This is a genomic window from Naumannella cuiyingiana (genome assembly GCF_013408305.1).
In the GTDB taxonomy this organism is placed as follows: Bacteria; Actinomycetota; Actinomycetes; order Propionibacteriales; family Propionibacteriaceae; genus Naumannella; species Naumannella cuiyingiana.
Genome location: NZ_JACBZS010000001.1, coordinates 2270185 through 2286462, shown reverse-complemented (window position 1 = coordinate 2286462; position 16278 = coordinate 2270185). Strand labels below are relative to the sequence as shown.

The 16278-nt window shown below is 70.5% G+C and carries 19 protein-coding genes; 7 read left to right on the top strand and 12 right to left on the bottom strand.

From position 1 onward, the window contains the following. Nucleotides 1–43: 43 nt before the first annotated feature. Nucleotides 44–1537: an MFS transporter gene (locus tag GGQ54_RS10605; RefSeq protein WP_218843821.1), complete on the top strand. Its 1494-nt coding sequence runs from the start codon at nucleotides 44–46 to the stop codon at nucleotides 1535–1537. A gap of 9 nt (nucleotides 1538–1546) precedes the next feature. On the opposite strand, the gene GGQ54_RS10600 is transcribed toward GGQ54_RS10605, so the two are convergent. The 5 genes from GGQ54_RS10600 to GGQ54_RS10580 all read right to left on the bottom strand — a co-directional run bounded on the left by GGQ54_RS10600 (nucleotide 1547) and on the right by GGQ54_RS10580 (nucleotide 7370). Beyond that, complete coding sequence (locus GGQ54_RS10600; RefSeq protein WP_179445356.1) at nucleotides 1547–2842, bottom strand: sulfatase family protein; 1296 nt, start codon at nucleotides 2840–2842, stop codon at nucleotides 1547–1549. Nucleotides 2843–2845: 3 nt separating this feature from the next. After that, the gene (locus GGQ54_RS10595; RefSeq protein ID WP_179445355.1) at nucleotides 2846–3517 is read right to left on the bottom strand and encodes a hypothetical protein; all 672 of its coding nucleotides are present in this window, start codon (nucleotides 3515–3517) and stop codon (nucleotides 2846–2848) included. 2 nt (nucleotides 3518–3519) lie between these two features. Further along, nucleotides 3520–3951 carry a helix-turn-helix domain-containing protein gene (locus tag GGQ54_RS10590; protein WP_179445354.1) on the bottom strand — a complete coding sequence of 144 codons (432 nt, stop codon included), beginning with the start codon at nucleotides 3949–3951 and terminating at the stop codon, nucleotides 3520–3522. A 54-nt stretch (nucleotides 3952–4005) separates the two neighbouring features. Continuing rightward, nucleotides 4006–6537, bottom strand: a complete 2532-nt coding sequence (locus GGQ54_RS10585) for a glycoside hydrolase family 65 protein (protein WP_179445353.1) — start codon at nucleotides 6535–6537, stop codon at nucleotides 4006–4008. Nucleotides 6538–6635: 98 nt separating this feature from the next. After that, entirely contained in the window at nucleotides 6636–7370 is a 735-nt protein-coding gene (locus tag GGQ54_RS10580) for an HAD family hydrolase (RefSeq protein ID WP_179445352.1), read from the bottom strand. Between the two features lie 200 nt (nucleotides 7371–7570). Between GGQ54_RS10580 and GGQ54_RS10575 the strand changes: the two genes are divergently transcribed. Beyond that, nucleotides 7571–7897 carry a hypothetical protein gene (locus GGQ54_RS10575; RefSeq protein ID WP_179445351.1) on the top strand — a complete coding sequence of 109 codons (327 nt, stop codon included), beginning with the start codon at nucleotides 7571–7573 and terminating at the stop codon, nucleotides 7895–7897. Between the two features lie 2 nt (nucleotides 7898–7899). Here GGQ54_RS10575 and GGQ54_RS10570 read toward each other — a convergent pair whose 3' ends face one another. Then, complete coding sequence (locus GGQ54_RS10570) at nucleotides 7900–8490, bottom strand: TetR/AcrR family transcriptional regulator (protein WP_179445350.1); 591 nt, start codon at nucleotides 8488–8490, stop codon at nucleotides 7900–7902. Nucleotides 8491–8565: 75 nt separating this feature from the next. Here GGQ54_RS10570 and GGQ54_RS10565 point away from each other — a divergent pair, with 75 nt between their 5' ends. Continuing rightward, a complete protein-coding gene (locus GGQ54_RS10565; RefSeq protein ID WP_179445349.1) occupies nucleotides 8566–9720 on the top strand; it encodes a DUF418 domain-containing protein in 1155 nt (384 codons plus the stop codon). A 20-nt stretch (nucleotides 9721–9740) separates the two neighbouring features. Here GGQ54_RS10565 and GGQ54_RS10560 read toward each other — a convergent pair whose 3' ends face one another. The 4 genes from GGQ54_RS10560 to GGQ54_RS17395 are packed head-to-tail and all read right to left on the bottom strand — an operon-like array spanning nucleotide 9741 to nucleotide 12308. After that, nucleotides 9741–10688, bottom strand: coding sequence for an asparaginase (locus GGQ54_RS10560; protein ID WP_246292612.1), 948 nt, complete (start codon nucleotides 10686–10688; stop codon nucleotides 9741–9743). Between the two features lie 24 nt (nucleotides 10689–10712). Continuing rightward, nucleotides 10713–11663 carry a CAF17-like 4Fe-4S cluster assembly/insertion protein YgfZ gene (ygfZ, locus tag GGQ54_RS10555; protein ID WP_179445348.1) on the bottom strand — a complete coding sequence of 317 codons (951 nt, stop codon included), beginning with the start codon at nucleotides 11661–11663 and terminating at the stop codon, nucleotides 10713–10715. After that, nucleotides 11663–12163: a heme-binding beta-barrel domain-containing protein gene (locus GGQ54_RS10550; RefSeq protein ID WP_179445347.1), complete on the bottom strand. Its 501-nt coding sequence runs from the start codon at nucleotides 12161–12163 to the stop codon at nucleotides 11663–11665. Before GGQ54_RS10550 ends, ygfZ begins: the two co-directional genes overlap by 1 nt. Before the next feature lie 13 nt (nucleotides 12164–12176). Further along, complete coding sequence (locus tag GGQ54_RS17395) at nucleotides 12177–12308, bottom strand: hypothetical protein (protein WP_281370017.1); 132 nt, start codon at nucleotides 12306–12308, stop codon at nucleotides 12177–12179. Between the two features lie 42 nt (nucleotides 12309–12350). On the opposite strand from GGQ54_RS17395, the gene dtd reads away from it, so the two are divergent. Together dtd and GGQ54_RS10540 are read left to right on the top strand one after the other, a co-directional pair. Then, a complete protein-coding gene (dtd, locus tag GGQ54_RS10545; RefSeq protein ID WP_179445346.1) occupies nucleotides 12351–12776 on the top strand; it encodes a D-aminoacyl-tRNA deacylase in 426 nt (141 codons plus the stop codon). A gap of 185 nt (nucleotides 12777–12961) precedes the next feature. Further along, entirely contained in the window at nucleotides 12962–13807 is an 846-nt protein-coding gene (locus GGQ54_RS10540) for an endonuclease domain-containing protein (RefSeq protein ID WP_179445345.1), read from the top strand. 86 nt (nucleotides 13808–13893) lie between these two features. Here the strand turns inward: GGQ54_RS10540 and GGQ54_RS10535 are convergent, their stop codons facing one another. Further along, the gene (locus tag GGQ54_RS10535) at nucleotides 13894–14133 is read right to left on the bottom strand and encodes a MoaD/ThiS family protein (RefSeq protein ID WP_179445344.1); all 240 of its coding nucleotides are present in this window, start codon (nucleotides 14131–14133) and stop codon (nucleotides 13894–13896) included. Between the two features lie 50 nt (nucleotides 14134–14183). Between GGQ54_RS10535 and GGQ54_RS10530 the strand changes: the two genes are divergently transcribed. Beyond that, nucleotides 14184–14840, top strand: coding sequence for a winged helix-turn-helix domain-containing protein (locus GGQ54_RS10530; RefSeq protein WP_179445343.1), 657 nt, complete (start codon nucleotides 14184–14186; stop codon nucleotides 14838–14840). On the opposite strand, the gene GGQ54_RS17055 is transcribed toward GGQ54_RS10530, so the two are convergent. Continuing rightward, entirely contained in the window at nucleotides 14837–15376 is a 540-nt protein-coding gene (locus tag GGQ54_RS17055) for a hypothetical protein (protein WP_179445342.1), read from the bottom strand. The two genes, GGQ54_RS10530 and GGQ54_RS17055, sit on opposite strands and share 4 nt — an antisense overlap. A 24-nt stretch (nucleotides 15377–15400) precedes the next feature. Here GGQ54_RS17055 and mshD point away from each other — a divergent pair, with 24 nt between their 5' ends. Continuing rightward, nucleotides 15401–16276, top strand: coding sequence for a mycothiol synthase (gene mshD, locus GGQ54_RS10520; protein ID WP_179445341.1), 876 nt, complete (start codon nucleotides 15401–15403; stop codon nucleotides 16274–16276). The last annotated feature ends 2 nt before the right edge of the window (nucleotides 16277–16278 follow it).

The following is a 16278-nucleotide window of genomic DNA, read 5'->3' as shown; positions in this document are numbered from 1 at the left end:
TTTGTTACTTGCGCATCTAATGCATATGCATAGAGTGTCCTTCATGACTGCTCCCAGGACGTGCTCCGTCGACGCCACGCCGCCGTCGATCCCGGCAACCGATCCGGACACCTCGAACACCTTCGCCATCACCAGCTCCGCCGGCTGGACCTCACGGACCTGGCTGCTGCTGGTCGTTCTGTGCGGCGCGCTTTTCCTCGACGGGCTCGACATCTCGATGGTCGGCGTCGCCCTGCCGTCGATCCGGGTCGCCCTCGGGCTCGACCCGTCCACCCTGCAGTGGCTGGTCTCGGGTTACGTGCTCGGGTACGGAGGCCTGCTGCTGCTCGGCGGGCGGGCGGCCGACCTGCTGGGCCGGCGGCGTACCTTCCTGGTCGCCGTCGCTGTGTTCGGCATCGCCTCGGTGATCAGCGGGCTGGTCTCCTCGGCGGAGTTGATCATCGCGCTGCGCTTCATCAAGGGTGTCGCCGCGGCGTTCACCGTCCCGGCCGGCCTGTCGGTCATCACTACCACCTTCGCCGAGGGCTCGGCGCGCAACCGGGCGTTCTCGATCTACAGCGTCTGCGGGGCGAGCGGGTTCTCGCTGGGTCTGGTCTTCGGCGGGCTGCTGACCGAGGTCGACTGGCGTGCCACGCTGCTCTTCCCGGGTCCGGTGGCGATCGTGCTCACCGTGCTCGGTCTGCTGGTCATCCCGCGGGCCGCGTCGAGCGCCTTCCGCCTCGCGCACTTCGACCTGCTCGGGGCGCTCACCTCGACCGGGTCGCTGCTGCTCCTGGTCTACGCCGTCGTCAACGCGCCGCACGCCGGCTGGGCCGCGCCGTCCACCATCGCCATGCTCGCCGGCGCGGCGCTGCTGGCCGTCGCCTTCGTGATCATCGAGCTGCGCCACCCGCACCCGCTGGTCCGGCTGGGCATCCTGCGCTCGGTGCTGCTGGTGCACGCCAATCTGACCGGCTTCGTGATGTTCGGCGGCTACGCCGCGTTCCAGTTCCTGGTCACGCTCTATGTCCAGGAGGCGCTCGGCTGGTCGCCGATGGCGATGGCGCTGGGCTTCCTGCCGGCCGGGATCCTGGTGGTGGCGTCGGCGACCAAGATGGACAAGGTGCTGGGCCGCGTACCGACCGTGGTGTTGATCACGCTCGGGCTGGCATTCTTCTCCGCGGCGTACCTGCTCTTCCTGCGCACCGAGCCCGGGATGAGCTACTGGAACTTCCTGTTCCCGACGATCCTGCTGCTCGGCGCGGGCTTCGCGGTGCTGTTCCCGGCGATCAACTCCCAGGCGACGGCCGGGGTCGCGAGCGCCGAGCAGGGGCTGGCCTCGGGGCTGCTGAACACGTTCATCCAGGTCGGCGGCGCGGTGATGATCGCGGTGGTCACCGCGATCGTGGCGAGCTCCGGTGCGGGCGCGGCGGCGGCACCCGGCCGGCTGCTACCCGGGATGCCGACCGCGATCGCCGTGGTGATCGGCCTGACGCTGGCCGGCCTCGCCGCGACCGGCGCGGTGCACCTGCTGCGCCGCCGCGCGGTCCGGGCGTGACCGGGCGGGTCAGCCGCCGACCCAGCGGGCCATGAACTCCGCGGCCCGGGCGTTGCCGGCGGCCTCGTCGGGCAACTCGTCGCGGGTGTCGGCACGCCAGTGCGCCAGGCGTTCTGCGAGCTCGTCGCGGATCTCGGCGTACCGCTCGTCCTCGGCGAGATTCGTTGTCTCGTAGGGGTCGTCGGCGAGGCGGTACAGCTCGCGGCGCGGGCGGGGCGCGCGGGCCGACTCGTCCAGCGCGGCCGCGCTCGGGCTCTCGGCGATGTCCAGCGGGAGCGCGATCCGCGGCCGTTCGGCATAGCTCTCCCGGTACGCCCAGTCGCCGGTCCGCACGGCCCGCATCGGGTCATAGTCGTCGTGATAGGTGCGCTCGGTGAAGATCGACTCGCGCGGCGCCGGCGCGTGCTGCGGGTCGCGGATGCGATCGGCGTGGGAGACCCCGCTGACCTCGTCCGGGATGGGTACGCCGGCCAGGCCGAGCATCGTCGGCAGCAGGTCGACCCCGGAGAACAAGTCGTCGCGAACGGCCGGCGCGATGCCGGAGGCTCCCGGCGGGCGGATGATCAACGCGATCTCGGTGCCGGCGCCAGCCAGGGTGGATTTGGCGCCGGGGAAGGCAATCCCGTGGTCGGTGGTGATGATCACCCAGGTCTTGTCGGCCAGACCGGAGGCGGCCAGCCGGTCCAGCAGGCGGCCGATCGCGGCGTCCGCGCGCTCCAGCGCCCCGTACATCCCGGCCAGGTCGTCGCGCACCGCCGGCACGTCGGGCAGGAAGCCGGGCGGGCGGATGGTGTCCGGATCGACCGGCTCGTAGTCGTCCCAGGGCCGGTGCGTCTCGAACATCCCGGCCACCAGCAGGAACGGCTGATCGGGCGCACGGTCAGCATGATCATCGAGCCAGGCACCGGCGCGCTCGACGACCCAGTCGCAGCGGTCGTCGCCGGTGTCCCACTCCGCGTAGCCGAGCGTGGCGGGGTCAAGACTCTCGTGTTGCATCCCGAACAGCGCCGTGGCGTACCCGTGCTCCCCGAGGATCGCCGGCATGGTGCGCACGCCGGGCGGGTAGCCGAAGCCGTGGTGGGCCAGGCCGTCCATGCCGACCTCGTGCGGATAGCGCCCGGTGAACAACGACGCGCGGGCGGGCGAGCAGAGCGGGGCCGTGGAATGGGCATCGGTCCAGCGGATGCCCTGCGCGGCAAGGCGATCCAGCCGAGGGCTCCGTGCGCCGACCGCACCGTAGCTGCCGAGCTGGCGGCCCAGGTCGTGCAGATGGACGAACAGGAAGCTCTCGGCCGGATCGCCCATCGATCAGGCCTGGCGGTTGCCGGTGTCGGTGTTCGGGTCGATCTCGTCGGCCAGCTTCTCGGCGCGCTCGGCGGCCTCGTCGGCCGCCTGCCGCGCGTCGGCATCGGCGGTCTCGGCACGCTGCTCGGCCTCGGCCTTGCCCTCCTTGGCGCCCTCGCGGACGCTGGTGGCGACCTGCTCGCGGACCTGGTCGATCCGCTCGCGCCCGCGGCCGGCCAGCTCGTCGAAGGCCTCCATGAACTTCTCCAACTGCTCGCGCAGGGTGTCCGGCAGCGCCTTGATCTGCTCCGGGGCGTCGTTCAGCGCCTTGCGCAGCCGGTCGGCCTCCTCCTGGCGCTTGTTCTCCCGCTCCGAGGCGCGCTGCTGGCGGGCCTCGCCCGCCGCCTCGGCCTGCTTGCGGATCTGCTCGGCGACCGCATCGGCGAGACCCGCGAGGGCGTAGAGGCTCTTCACACCGGCGTCGGCGATCTGCGCCGAGGTGGCCTTCAGGTCCTCCTTGACGTCCTCGCTCGGGCTGCCCGTGTCGGCCGCCGCACCGCCGCCTGTCGGGTCGGTGCTCGCGTGATCGGCGCTCGTCTGATCGGTGGTCGGAATGTCGCCGGCGGCGTGCTGCGGTCCGGACTCATACGGCCCGGTCGGCTCGCTGGTGTGCTCCTGGTTCGGATCTGAGGTCATGATCAACTCCCTTGCTCGGTCTGCGGGACAGATGCTGGTTGGGCCTCGGCCGGTCGGCCGGAGGCGTTGAGCTGCACGAACGCGGAGTAGACCTCGACCAACGCCTGCTTCTGGCGTGGGTTGAGCTGCTGGTCCGACGCGATCACCGTCACCACGTCCAGCGGAGCAGCGGCATCGTCGGGGTCGAGGATTCCGGCACGTACATACAGCGACTCCGCGGACACGCGGAGCGCTTTGGCGAGCTGGGCCAAGACCTCGGCCGAGGGCTTGCGCAGTCCGCGCTCGATCTGGCTCAGGTAGGGATTGGAGACCCCGGCCTGTTCGGCGAGCTGCCGCAGGGACAGCTCCGCCGACCTGCGTTGCGCCGCGATGAACTCCCCGAGGGAGCTGACATGCTCCCCCAGTTGCTCGCTCACCTTCGGCCGCGCAGGCATGGCCCCATCCTGCTAGCTGTAGCTAGCACTTTCAAGGGGCCCAGCTAGCAATCCTCAGGTCGCGGCCGGCCCCGAGGCGCCGAAATCCAGCCGGGTACGCGGCACGGTCGAGGTGATCGTGCTGCCGTCCTCGCGCTTGCCGGCCACCATCGGCAGGGTGCCGACATTGCCGCCGATCCGGTTGCCCTGCCCGTCGAGGGGGACCTCGCGGGGCGCGCCGGGCTCGACGGTGATCTTCTCGCCGCGCACGGCCAGGCGTACCGGCTCGCCGTCGGTGACGGTGAAAACGATCTTGTCCTGGGAGAGCTCGACCAGGATCCGCGAGTCGTGCCAGCGCAGCCGGAAGGTGAGCCCCTCCCACTCGCTCGGCAGCCGCGGGTCGAAGGTCAGGTCGCCCCCGAAATCGCGCATCCCGCCGAAGCCCGCGACCAGGCAGGACCAGATGCCGCCCGCCGATGCCACGTGCACGCCGTCGCTGGCATTGCCGTGCCGATCATCCAGATCGACGAACAGCCCGGCATAGAAATAGCGCAGCGCCAGCTCGTGATAGCCGACCTCGGCCGCCACGATCGACTGGACGACCGCCGACAGGGTCGAGTCGCCGGTGGTGATCGGGTCGTAGTACTCGAAGTTCGCCCGCTTCTCCGCCTCGGAGAAGTAGTCACCGCGCAGGTACATGGCCAGCACCACATCGGCCTGCTTGAGCACCTGGAAGCGGTAGATCACCAGCGGGTGGTAGTGCAACATCAACGGGCGTTGATCATCGGGCGTGTGATCAAGATCCCAGACCTCGCGCTCAAGGAAGTGCAGGTCCTGGGGATGTACGCCGAGCTCGGGATCGAACGGGACGAACATCGCGTCCGCGGCCCGGCGCCAGGAGTCCACCTCGGCATCGGACAGGTTGAGCTGCCGGGCGATCCGCTCGTAGGCCTCCGGATCGCGCTCATGGATGGCGGCCAGCACCTTCGCCGCCGCGTCCAGGTTGAACATCGCCATCACATTGGTGAACAGGTTGTCGTTCACCACGGTGGTGTACTCGTCCGGGCCGGTGACGCTGTGGATGTGGAAGGACTTGTCGCCGTTGGCGCGCCAGAAGCCGAGGTCCTCCCACAGCCGGGCGGTCTCGACCAGGATCTCCGCGCCCTCCCTGATCATGAAGTCCCAGTCCTGGGTGGCGGCGAAGTAGCGCATCAGCGCATAACTCACGTCGGCGTCGATGTGGTACTGCGCGGTCCCCGCGGCGAAGAAGGCCGACGCCTCCTCGCCGTTGATCGTCCGCCACGGATACAGCGCGCCGAGCTGGGCCAGCTCACCCGCCCGCTTCCGCGCGGCCTCCAGCATTCGGTAGCGAAAACGCAGCGCATTCCGGGTCACCCGCGGGGTCGTGTAGGTGAAGAACGGCAGCACATAGACCTCGGTGTCCCAGAAGTAGTGCCCGCCGTAGCCGGAGCCGGTCATGCCCTTGGCCGGTACGCCCTGGGTCTCGGCCCGCAGCCCCGCCTGCGCGAGCTGGAACAGGTTCCAGCGCACGGCCTGTTGCACCTCGGGCTGGCCGTGGATGATCACATCGGAGCGATCCCAGAAGCCGTCCAGCAGCTCGCGCTGCCGCTCGAACAGGCTCTCCACACCGTCCACGCGTACCCGGTCCAGTGTCCGCCGGCAGCGGTCGACCAGCTCGCGCACCGGAACGCCGCGCGAGGTGTGGTAGGTGACCACCTTGTCCAGCTCGATCGGTACGCCCTCGCGCGCATCGACCCGGAACACCGACTTGGCCGAATCGTCCTCGGCCTCGGAAAAGATCTTGTAGCTGTTCTCGGTGCGGATCAGGTGCTCGGCGCCGACGGCCAGGGTCATCTTCGACTCCGCGGTCCGGTAGCCGAGCAGCAGCCGGGTCTCGTTGACGACCTCCTTGAACTGCGGCTCCAGCACCCGACGGTCGAAGCTCTCGGCCTTGCGCGGGTCCGTGCCCTCACCCATCGCCGCCGACCGGACGTGGTACTCGTCCTTGCCGTCCTGGCGGTTCAGCACCTGGCTGGAGATCACGATCGGCGCGTCCCCGTCCAGCAGCTCGACGGTCATGGTCATCAGCGCGACATGGCGCTCGGCGAAGGAGACCATCCGTCGGGTCCGGATGCGTACCCGCTTGCCCGAGCCGGTACGCCAGATCAGCTCGCGGGTGAGCATGCCGTCGCGGAAGCTGAGGACGCGGGAATACTCCTCGAGATCGGCGTCGGCGAGCAGCAGCGGCTCGTCGTCGACGTAGATCTTCATCACCTTGGTGTCCGGCACGTTCACGATCGTCTGCCCGACCCGCGCCAGGCCGAAGGCATCCTCGGCGTGCTCGATCCGCCAGGTCTCGTGGAAGCCGTTGATGAAGGTGCCGTGGGCATAGGTGTCGCGGCCCTCGACCGGCGTACCCCGCATCCCGAGATAGCCGTTGCCGACGGCGAACAACGTCTCGGTCACGCCGAGGTCCTCGCCGCTGTAGTAGTCCTCGACCAGCCCCCACTCATCGACCGGGAACCGGGTCCGGTCCATCGGGTCGAGCGCCGGGGGCGGCGTGTGCGGGGAGGGGTACTTGTGCATCGCGGGTTCTTTCGCGGTGGTGGGTTGGCGGGAAGTCGATGGTGGCGGCCCGGCGGCGCTGCCCGGGCGAGCGTAGCCCCGCTGTCAAGCCGCCCGGTTCACTGTCGGGGCAGGAGTTCGGCGAGGTCGGCGACGACGACATCGGCCCCGGCATCGGCCAGCGCCTGAGGCCCGGCACCGCGGTCCACCCCGACGACGTGGGCGAAGCCGCCGGCACGGCCGGCGCGGACCCCGGAGATCGCGTCCTCGAAGACCGCCGCACGGGAGTTGGGTACGCCGAGCTGGCGCGCCGCATCGGCGAAGGTGTCGGGCTCGGGCTTGCCCGGCAGGCCGCGCTCGGCGGCCACGATCCCGTCGACGATCACCTCGAAGCGGTCCAACAGCCCGGCGGTGGCGAGCACGTCGCGGGCGTTCTTGGACGAGGAGACGATCGCGGTCCGCGTACCCTTCTTGGCCAGCTCGTCCAGATAGCGCACCGATCCCGGATAGGCCTCGATCCCCTCGTCGGCGAGCACCTTGGTGAACAGCGCGTTCTTGCGGTTGCCGAGGCCGCCGATGGTGTCGGCCTCCGGCGGGTCCTCGGGGCTGCCGTCGGGCAACTCGATGCCCCGGGCCTGCAGGAAGGAGCGAACCCCCTCGTAGCGGGGCTTGCCGTCGACGTAGTCGTAGTAGTCCTGCTCGGTGTAGGGCGCCTGGCCCGGGCGGGTGGCGAGGAACTCGTTGAACATCTTGTCCCACGCCCGCATGTGCACCACCGCGGTCGGCGTGATCACCCCGTCAAGATCGAACAGCACGGCGTCGACATCGTCGAGATTGAACGAGTGCTCGGTCATGGACCCACCCTAGGGGCGCGGGCCGGATCGTCGCGCCACCGGCGCCGGGGATGTTCCACTCGGCGAGACGCGGTGCCGACCCGATCCCGCAACGGCGCGGTTCGGCGCGCGCGACGCCGAGCCGAGAGGAACCTCCGACGCGCGCTTGCCGGGCAGGGCTAGGTTCGGGTGTGGATGCTCGCGACGGCTCGGGAGGTGCGATGCGGCGACGCCGGGGGCTCACCCCGCTGTGGGACTGGGTTGCGTTCGGCGCGATCATCGGCGCCGTGGCGGGGTTCGTCGTGGCGCTGGTCGCGCAGCTCCCGCTGCGGGACGTGTTCTTGTGCCGATACGTCGCCACGCCCGACGGGGCGGTGTCCTACCAGTGCGGGCCGTGGACCGGGCTGATCCCGGCCGTGCTGGCGATCATGGCGATCGGCGCGGTGATCGGTGGCCTCGTCGCGGCCCGGCGCCGACGGCGGCGCGCCGCGGAGCTGGAGCGCGAGCGCGCCGAACGCAAGCGCTCGGGGAGGCGCGGGCGCCGCTGAGCTCAGGTCAGGGTGCGGGTGAGCTGCCAGCGCAGGATCGCGCGCACGCGCCGGCGGTCGTAGGCGGCCGGGTCGTGCAGCGTCGCGACGGCCAGCCCATCGAGCACGCAGGCGAGCGCCTCCGCGGGCACGGCGGTGGCACTCACCCCGGCCGCGGCGAGCAGGCGCCCGGTGAACTCGCGGATGCCGCCCGCCATCTCGGTCGCGAGCCCGCCGATGTCGTCGTGCACCCGCGCATGCTCCAGGAAGGCCTGCCACAGCGCGGCCTCCTGGCGCCGCTCGGCATCGAGCGGGACCAATTCCTCGAGCATGTCGATGGCGATCTCCCCGCGCCGTGTCGCCGCGACGTCGGCACGGAGGCCGTCCGCATGCCGAAGCAGCCGGGCCGTCACCCGCTCCTGGAGACGGCCGACCGCGCCCCGCAGCAGCTCGGTGTGGCTGCCCACGTAGTGCCGCACGGAACCGACGTTCAGGCCGGCCTCGTTGGCCACATTGCGCAGCGAGGCGGCGGGTACGCCACCCCGCTCCACCAGCCGGAACACCGCCTCGTGGATGGTGGCAAGTCGCTCGTCCGCGTCGACGATCTTCGGCATCTGCTTATTGTGTCACGCCTGTGCTACGTTGCCTTCTATCTCATTTGTGATAAATAACGCTGAGAAGGAGACCCCATGGCTGACCGGATCCACGGGCTCGACATCGCCCGCGGGATTGCCATTCTCGGCACGCTGGGCACCAACATCTGGATCTTCAGCCACCCGGCCGGGATGCTCGGCTACCTCGGCTCGCCCACCACACCGGGCGCCCCGGCCTGGCAGGCGACCGCGGAGCGGGCGCTGCAGCAAGTGGCCAACGGGAAGTTCCTCGGCCTGCTGACGCTGATGTTCGGGATCGGCCTCGCGATCCAGGCCGACGCCGCCGCCCGCCACGGTCGGCGCTGGCCCGGCAGCTATCCGTGGCGGGCGGCGCTGCTGTTCCTCGACGGGGTGCTCAACTATCTGCTGGTGATCGAGTTCGACGTGTTGATGGGGTACGCCGTGACCGGGGTGATCGTGGCATACCTGTTGGCAACGAGCCCGCGCACGCAGCGTACCTGGATCCTGATCATGGGCGGCCTGCACCTGCTGTTGATCGGCTGGCTGTCGGCCGCCTTCGTGTCGGGGGTCGCGTCCTTTGGCTCGACCGCGTCGATCGACCCGAACCCCTACCGCGACGGCAGTTGGTGGGATCTGGTGGCGTTGCGGATCGACAATGCCGTGATCTTCCGGTTCGAGCCGGTGTTGATCGGCTTCGGCAGCATCGCGCTGTTCCTGATCGGCGCCAGGCTGTATCGGGCGGGCATGTTCGACCCCGAACGCGGATCCCTGCGCCGGCGCTGCATGATCATCGGAGCGGTCGCTCTGGTGGCCGACCTGACCCTCGGGATGATGGGAACCGGGTGGCTGCCGCTGACCCGCTGGGTGCTGGCGCCGATCGCCGCCGTCGGGCTGCTCGGCCTGATCGCCGAGCTGACCACCGGGCGGTCCCCCGGCTGGATCGGGCGCCGCCTTGCCGACCTCGGCCGGGTGGCGCTCAGCGGCTATGTGCTGCAGAACGTGATCGCCTCCGTCGCGTTCTACGGCTGGGGTTTCGGCCTCAACTCGATGCCGCCGGCCTGGCGATTGCCGGTGACCGTCGTCACCTGGCTGGCGATCTCGGTGATCATCTGCACCCTCGCCCATCTGTGGCTGCGGCGCTTCGAGCGGGGTCCGCTGGAGTGGCTGTGGGCCCGCGGGTACGCCGCCCTCACCACCCGCCGCAGGCCCGACCCGGTTGACGCGCGCTGACCTTGCCCCGATCGGGCCGGCTACAACCGCACCCGCAGCTCGCCGACCGGCTCGCCATGCCCCAGCACGGGCACGGCGAGCTGGGCGTCGAGGGTGGCATTGGCGTACCCCAGCTTGCGCAGGGTCGCCGCCATCAGCGGCGCCCGGCCGCGGAAGGATCCGTCGTCGATCTTGAGCGCCACCCCCCGGCCGTCGGGCAGCCCGACCGCATAGACGGCCTCGGCGCCGGCCTTGCCGACCAACCCGCGGATCGCCCGGTGCAGGGCGGCCTCGTCGCGGCGGGTGCCAGAGGCCCACTCCGGGTACGCCCGGAACGCCTCGGCGAGCTTGCGTTCCGGGCCGTCGGCGGCCGCGGCGGTCCGACCGAAGGCGCGGGCCAGGCCGGTCAGCGAGATCGCGAACAGCGGGGCACCACAGCCGTCCACGGCCGCCGGCCCGACCGGTTCTCGGGCCAGCTCCGCGATCGCGGTGGCGATCGCCACCTGCAACGGATGGGCGGGATCGCGGTAGTTCTCGATCGGCCAGTCGTTGATCACGCAGGTCCTGATCATGGCCGCGTGCTTGCCCGAGCAGTTCATCGCGATCACCTCAGGGCCGTGGCCCGCCCGGATCCATTCGATCCTGGCGTCGTCGTCGACCGGCCAGTCCGGGATGTTCTGCAGCACCTCCGGCCCCAGGCCGACGCCGGCCAGGATCTGCCGCGCACCCTCCCGATGGAAGTCCTCACCCGAGTGCGATGCCCCGGCCAGGGCCAGCAGCTCGCCGTCGAGATCAAGCCGGCTGCGCAGCATCCCGACGGCCTGCATCGGCTTGCTGCTGCTGCGCGGGTACATCGGCTCGGCGACCGGGCCGGCCGACCATTCGACCGCACCGCCGGGCGCGGTGATCACCACCCGCGCACGATGCTCGCTCTCGACAAGATCGTTTCGGACCACCTGGACGACGACCGGGGCAGACTCACTTCGCATCTGGCGAAGGTAACGCATCACCGATCAGAGCCGCGCCCGCACGTGCAGGCCGACCTCGGGGTCGACCAGGACCTGCTGGGCAGCGCTGATCTCGCCGGCGGCGAGCGTCGCATCCACCGGCACATTGCGCTTGATCAGTCCGAGCCCGATCGGCCCGAGCTCGTGATGGCGTACCGATGAACCGACGAAGCCGACCGTCTTGTCGCCCAGGGTCAGCTCCGCGCCCCGCTCCGGGAGCGCATCGACGCTGCCGTCCAGATGCAGCAGCACCAGTCGTCGGGGCGGGCGGCCGAGCGTGTGCACCCGCGCGACGGTCTCCTGCCCGCGGTAGCAGCCCTTCTCCAGGTGGGTGCCGAGCAGTCCGATCTCGTTCGGGATGGTGCGGTGATCGGTGTCGACGAAGACGCGGGGTACGCCGGCGGCGATCCGCCGTGCCTCGTAGGCCCAGGTGCCGGCCCGCTGCTCGGGCTGATCCAGGTAGTCGGACAGATGATCACGCGGGACGAACGACTCATAGCCGCCGAGCGAGTCCTCGCCCGATCGGGTGATCCGGCCCGCGGGCGGCGTACCCGGCTGCCAGACGATGCCGAGCTGTTCGGTGCGGTCGGTCACCTCGACGCGCAGCATGAACCTCATCGATTCGAGGAAGGCGACCAGATCACCGACCCGGCCGGGCTCGGTGTGGGCCCAGACGGTCTCGCCGTCATCGACGAGCTGCAGCACGTGCTCGATGTGCCCGGTCGGCCCGAGCAGCAGCGCGGTGCTGGACTCGCCCGGTTGCAGGCCCTCGAGATGCTGGGTGCTCAGCGAGTGCAGCCAGCTCAGCCGATCGGGGCCGGCGATGGTCAGCACGCCGCGGTGGGACAGGTCGACGATGCCGCTGCCGGATTCCAGCAGGCGCTGTTCGGCACCCGGGTCGCCGTAGTGCCACGGCACCCCGGCGTCGGGGCCGTCCTCGGCGATCACCGCGCCCATCAGTTGCTCCGGCGCTGCAGCCGCGCCCACATGTAGGCCTGCAGCGGCACCTCGGTGGTGGCCTTGTCCCAGGTCCACAGCAGGTCATTCTCGACATTGCCGTAGAGCCGGCTGCCGCCGGTGACGGGCTCGGCGTCCTGGGTGCGCATCACCGCATCCGTGGCGAGTTCGATCTTGGCGCCGTCGACCTTGCCGTACCAGATCTCGGCGTACCCCTGCGGATGGGCGAGGACCAGATCGACATTGCCGTTGCCGCCCGGCAGCCAGAACCCGGTCTCCATCGACAGCGGCCGGACCGCCTTGCCCTCGTCGTCGGTCTCGAAGGTCTGGGACAGGTAGTGCAGGTAGTCGCCGCCGTTGTGGGAGATGTCAACCTGTTGGCCGTACTCGAAGTCTCCGGTGCCGGGCCAGGTGCCCTTGCCGGTGCCCTCCCAACGGCCGATCAGCCAGGCCAGCGGCATCAGGTCGGGATTGAGGTTGTCGGGAATCTCGAAGGGCACGGGTCGGCCTTCCTCACTCGTCGCTCTCGGTCGGTGTGCGGAAGGCCCCGATCAGGAGGCGGACCAGCACCACCAGGATGATGATCGCCACCGCGCCGGCCGCCCCGGCCAGGAGCCAGGCGTGAACCACGGGCGCAGTTGGCATCACCCCACTGTAGCCAGCCCACGCGGCGCTAGCCTCGCGAGCGTGCGGGTGGTGGTGCAGCGGGCGAGCCGGGCGAGCGTGCGGGTGGGCGCGGAGGTGGTCGGCGAGCTGAACGGACCGGGGCTGGTGGTGCTGGTCGGGGTCACCCACACCGACGACGCGGCCACCGCGCGGGCCCTCGCCGCGAAGGTCTGGCGGCTCCGGATCCTGCGCCAGGAGACCTCTGCCGAGCAGGTGGGCGCGCCGCTGCTGGTGATCTCGCAGTTCACGCTCTACGCCGACACCGCCAAGGGCCGCCGCCCGTCGTGGTCGGCAGCGGCCCCGGGCCCGGTGGCCGAGCCGCTGGTGGCGGAGTTCGTCGCCGAGTTGCGACGGCTCGGCGCCACGGTCGAGACCGGGCGGTTCGGCGCCGAGATGGCCGTCGAGCTGGTCAACGACGGGCCCGTGACCCTGGTTCTGGACGGCTGACCGCACTTTCCTGGCCGGGAGCTCCGGTCCGTCCCAGCCGAGGCCCGCCGCCATGCGACATCCACCTCAAGGTGCAAAGCTTCTGCCCAGAAAAGTGCGGATCCACAGGGCAATCCGACCCCGTGATCTGTCCACAGATCCTCGCCCGAGTCACAGAACCGCGCCCGTGAAGCCCATGTATGGGCATGCACCCATTACTGAACGACGCCCTTGCCGACCACGGCTTTCTCGCCATCGCCGATCATCCGGACCTGCGCGATGTGATCAAACGCGCCAGCCGAGCGGGAGCACTGCAGCGCCTCCTGCCGGGCATCTGGGCCCCGCCCGGCACTCTCCACTGGGCGTTGTGCGCTTCGGCCCTGCATCGATTCGATCCCGATGCCGTACTCACCGGCGCCACCGCATTGGCGATCCTGCGACAAGACGCGCCGACCTTGCCTCTTGCCGTGGCGGCGCCCCGGCACCACGCCTCGAACGCCATCGCCCGATTCACCCGTCGACAGGTACCTCCGGAGCTCACCGCCCGCGGCGGGGGCCCGGCGTGCACCGTGCCCGCACTCACCGCCGTCGACCTGGCTGTCGGCGACGGGGGCGACGCGATCGACCAGGTCCTGCGGATGCGACGTGCCACCTTGACCCAGATGTGGCTCGCCTTCGAGACATGCGGGCGTCGGCACGGCGATCCCGTACGCCGCGCCGTGCTCCGAGCGTCCCGTGCCGAGCCATGGTCGCGAGCCGAACGGGTCGCCCACGCGATCCTGCACGCCGCCGGCATCACCGGCTGGACCGCCAACGCCGGGATCGAAGCCGGCGGTTCGCGCTACTACGGCGACATCGTCTTCCCTAAGCGCCGGGTGGTCGTGGAGATAGACGGGTGGGAGCACCACCGCTCGTGGGAGGCATTCGAGCGCGATCGGACCCGCCAGAACGCCTTGGTGCTCGCGGGGTGGACGGTCCTGCGCTTCACCTGGGCGACGCTGACCGGCCAGCCCGATCTGGTCGTCGAGCAGATCGTGGCCGCACTTTCCTGACCGCGAGCAGCCACTGGAGTGTCGCTCCGGGCGACACGGCGCGGCCCCGCCCGACAGCGTCAGCGCTCCCCGTCAGAAAAGTGCGCTCAGCCGCCCGCGAAGGGGGGAAGCACCTCGGCGACGACGGGGCCGGTCAGTTCGGCATCCAGATCGGCCGACCGGCGTCCATCGACCAGGATCGAGCTCAGGCCAACGATCCGGTCCAGCTCGGGCCCGCGGTCCAGCCCGGCCAGCGCCTCGGCGACCGAACGCGCACCGACCGCGATCTCGGGCGTGCCCGCGGCCGCCCGCGCTGCGGCCCAGAACCGGATCGTCACCTGATACATGCCATTATCCTGTGCCACGGTCGCCGGTCGATGCCAACTGAGGAGGTGCGGTGGCGCAGATCCTGCTGCTCGCGAAGCACCTCCGCGACGCGAACTCCGTCGACATCCTGCCCGCGCTCGGCCTGCTCTCCCACCAGATCCGTGTCATTCCCTCCGACGCCTCCCAGCTCGCCGAACTCCCCTCGGCCGATCTGATCCTGCTGGACGCGCGCAGCGACCTGGTCAACGCCCGCGCCATGTGCAAGCTGCTGTCGGGCACCAATCAGGCGCCCGTACTGGTGATCATGACCGAGGGCGGCCTCGCCACGCTGGCGGGCGACTGGGGCTTCGACGACTTCGTGCTGGCCGACATCAGCCCGGCCGAGCTCGACGCGCGGGTTCGGCTCAGCCTGTCGGCGAGCACCGCGGACGAGGTGATCTCCTCCGGCGGGATCGAGATCGACGAGTCCGCCTATGCAGCACGCCTGAACGGTCGCGCGCTCGACCTGACCTACACCGAGTTCGAACTGCTCAAGTACCTGGTCCAACACCCCGGACGCGTGTTCAGCCGCGAGCAGTTGCTGTCGGACGTGTGGGGCTATGACTACTACGGCGGCACCCGGACCGTCGATGTGCACGTGCGCCGCCTGCGCGCCAAGCTCGGGCCGGAGTACGAGCAGATGATCGTCACCGTCCGCAATGTCGGCTACCGGCTGGCGATCCGCTAGCGCCCGAGCCGCGCCGACCCATCGAGCAGCCGTCGGAGATGGGCCGGCAGCGTGCCGGGCGGCCCCGCCTCCCGCAGATACTGCACCGCCCCCGATGCCTGGGCGGCGAGCAGCCCCAGCGCCGCCAGCAGCCACAGCCAGAAGCCGAACCACACGGGACCGTCGGTGTTCATCGACACCAGCAGCGCGAACAGCCCGAGCAGCGCCACCAGATAGGACAGCAGGTGCGCCGCCCACGAGGCAGTACGCCACGACCACACCCCGTCGCCGCCGCGTCGCACCCGCCCCCACAACCTGAACTGCAGCCCGACGATCGCCGTCATGGCGACCGTCGCCGCGATTGCCAGCCACGGCCACGAGAAGGCATAGCCCGCGGCCGAGAACAGCGGCGCGACCAGCGCGGCGATCACCGACCCGACGGCCAGCACCAGACCGACCAGCGTCGCTCGGCGATTGCGCTCGGCCTGGCCCGGCTCGACCGCCGGCTGCTCGGGAACCGACCGGACGGGGTCGGGCTGTGATTGCGCGTTCGACATCGCAGCACAGACTAGTCTTGCCCGGTGACCGAGCAGCCCGTCGCGACCGTGCGCCCCCCGGATCCGGAGGCGGTACGCCGACTCGTGGCCGCGGCCACAGCCACCGACGGCACCCCGCCGCTGAACGAGGCGGCGCTGCGCGCGCTGACCCACCCGGACGGCGAGCGACATGCCACCCTCGCCGACGGCGACGAACTGCTCGGCTACGGCCAGCTCGCCGATGATCATGTCCAGCTCGTCGTGCACCCCCGGGTGCGTCGGCGCGGTCACGGCACCGCCCTGCTCCGTGCCCTCGCTGGTGATCGCGATCCGCGCGAGCTGCGCTACTGGTCCTTCGGTGATCAACCCGCGGCGCGGGCGTGGGCGCAGCGAGCCGGGCTGATCACCGAGCGGGAGTTGTTGATCATGGAGCGCTCGCTCACCGATCCCCCACCGGACGCGCCGGAGGTGCCGGCCGGGGTCAGCCTGCGCGGTTATCGGCCCGCGGACGCCGACGCCGTGATCGACATCAACGCCCGCGCGTTCGCCCATCACCCCGAACAGGGCGCGATGGATGCCGCCGATCTCGCCTCGCGGATGGCCGAGCCCTGGTACCGCGACGAGGATCTGCTTGTCGCCACCCGCGACGAGCGGTTGATCGGCTTCCACTGGACCAAGCGCCACGATGCCGAACTCGGCGAGGTCTACGTGCTCGCGGTCGACCCCGACGCCTCGTCCGGCGGCGTCGGCCGGGCCCTGCTGGGCGCCGGCCTCGCGCATCTGGCCGGCCTCGGCCTGCGGCGCGTCATCCTCTATGTGGAGAATGATCAACCGCGCGTTGTCGACATTTATCGCCGGGCGGGTTTCGTGGTCGCCCACCGCGATGTGGTTCTCGCGGCACCGGAGCCATCCGCGCCCTGATC

What these genes read in the sequence shown, in the direction of transcription:
- GGQ54_RS10600 (WP_179445356.1), bottom strand. Translation starts at nt 2,842, where the DNA reads ATGGGCGATCCGGCCGAGAGCTTCCTGTTCGTCCATCTGCACGACCTG.
- GGQ54_RS10535 (WP_179445344.1), bottom strand. Translation starts at nt 14,133, where the DNA reads ATGTATCAGGTGACGATCCGGTTCTGGGCCGCAGCGCGGGCGGCCGCG.
- GGQ54_RS10580 (WP_179445352.1), bottom strand. Translation starts at nt 7,370, where the DNA reads ATGACCGAGCACTCGTTCAATCTCGACGATGTCGACGCCGTGCTGTTC.
- GGQ54_RS10590 (WP_179445354.1), bottom strand. Translation starts at nt 3,951, where the DNA reads ATGCCTGCGCGGCCGAAGGTGAGCGAGCAACTGGGGGAGCATGTCAGC.
- GGQ54_RS10565 (WP_179445349.1), top strand. Translation starts at nt 8,566, where the DNA reads ATGGCTGACCGGATCCACGGGCTCGACATCGCCCGCGGGATTGCCATT.
- GGQ54_RS17395 (WP_281370017.1), bottom strand. Translation starts at nt 12,308, where the DNA reads ATGCCAACTGCGCCCGTGGTTCACGCCTGGCTCCTGGCCGGGGCGGCC.
- GGQ54_RS10575 (WP_179445351.1), top strand. Translation starts at nt 7,571, where the DNA reads ATGCGGCGACGCCGGGGGCTCACCCCGCTGTGGGACTGGGTTGCGTTC.
- ygfZ (WP_179445348.1), bottom strand. Translation starts at nt 11,663, where the DNA reads ATGGGCGCGGTGATCGCCGAGGACGGCCCCGACGCCGGGGTGCCGTGG.
- GGQ54_RS10585 (WP_179445353.1), bottom strand. Translation starts at nt 6,537, where the DNA reads ATGCACAAGTACCCCTCCCCGCACACGCCGCCCCCGGCGCTCGACCCG.
- GGQ54_RS17055 (WP_179445342.1), bottom strand. Translation starts at nt 15,376, where the DNA reads ATGTCGAACGCGCAATCACAGCCCGACCCCGTCCGGTCGGTTCCCGAG.
- GGQ54_RS10595 (WP_179445355.1), bottom strand. Translation starts at nt 3,517, where the DNA reads ATGACCTCAGATCCGAACCAGGAGCACACCAGCGAGCCGACCGGGCCG.
- GGQ54_RS10605 (WP_218843821.1), top strand. Translation starts at nt 44, where the DNA reads ATGACTGCTCCCAGGACGTGCTCCGTCGACGCCACGCCGCCGTCGATC.
- GGQ54_RS10540 (WP_179445345.1), top strand. Translation starts at nt 12,962, where the DNA reads ATGCACCCATTACTGAACGACGCCCTTGCCGACCACGGCTTTCTCGCC.
- GGQ54_RS10570 (WP_179445350.1), bottom strand. Translation starts at nt 8,490, where the DNA reads ATGCCGAAGATCGTCGACGCGGACGAGCGACTTGCCACCATCCACGAG.
- GGQ54_RS10560 (WP_246292612.1), bottom strand. Translation starts at nt 10,688, where the DNA reads ATGCGAAGTGAGTCTGCCCCGGTCGTCGTCCAGGTGGTCCGAAACGAT.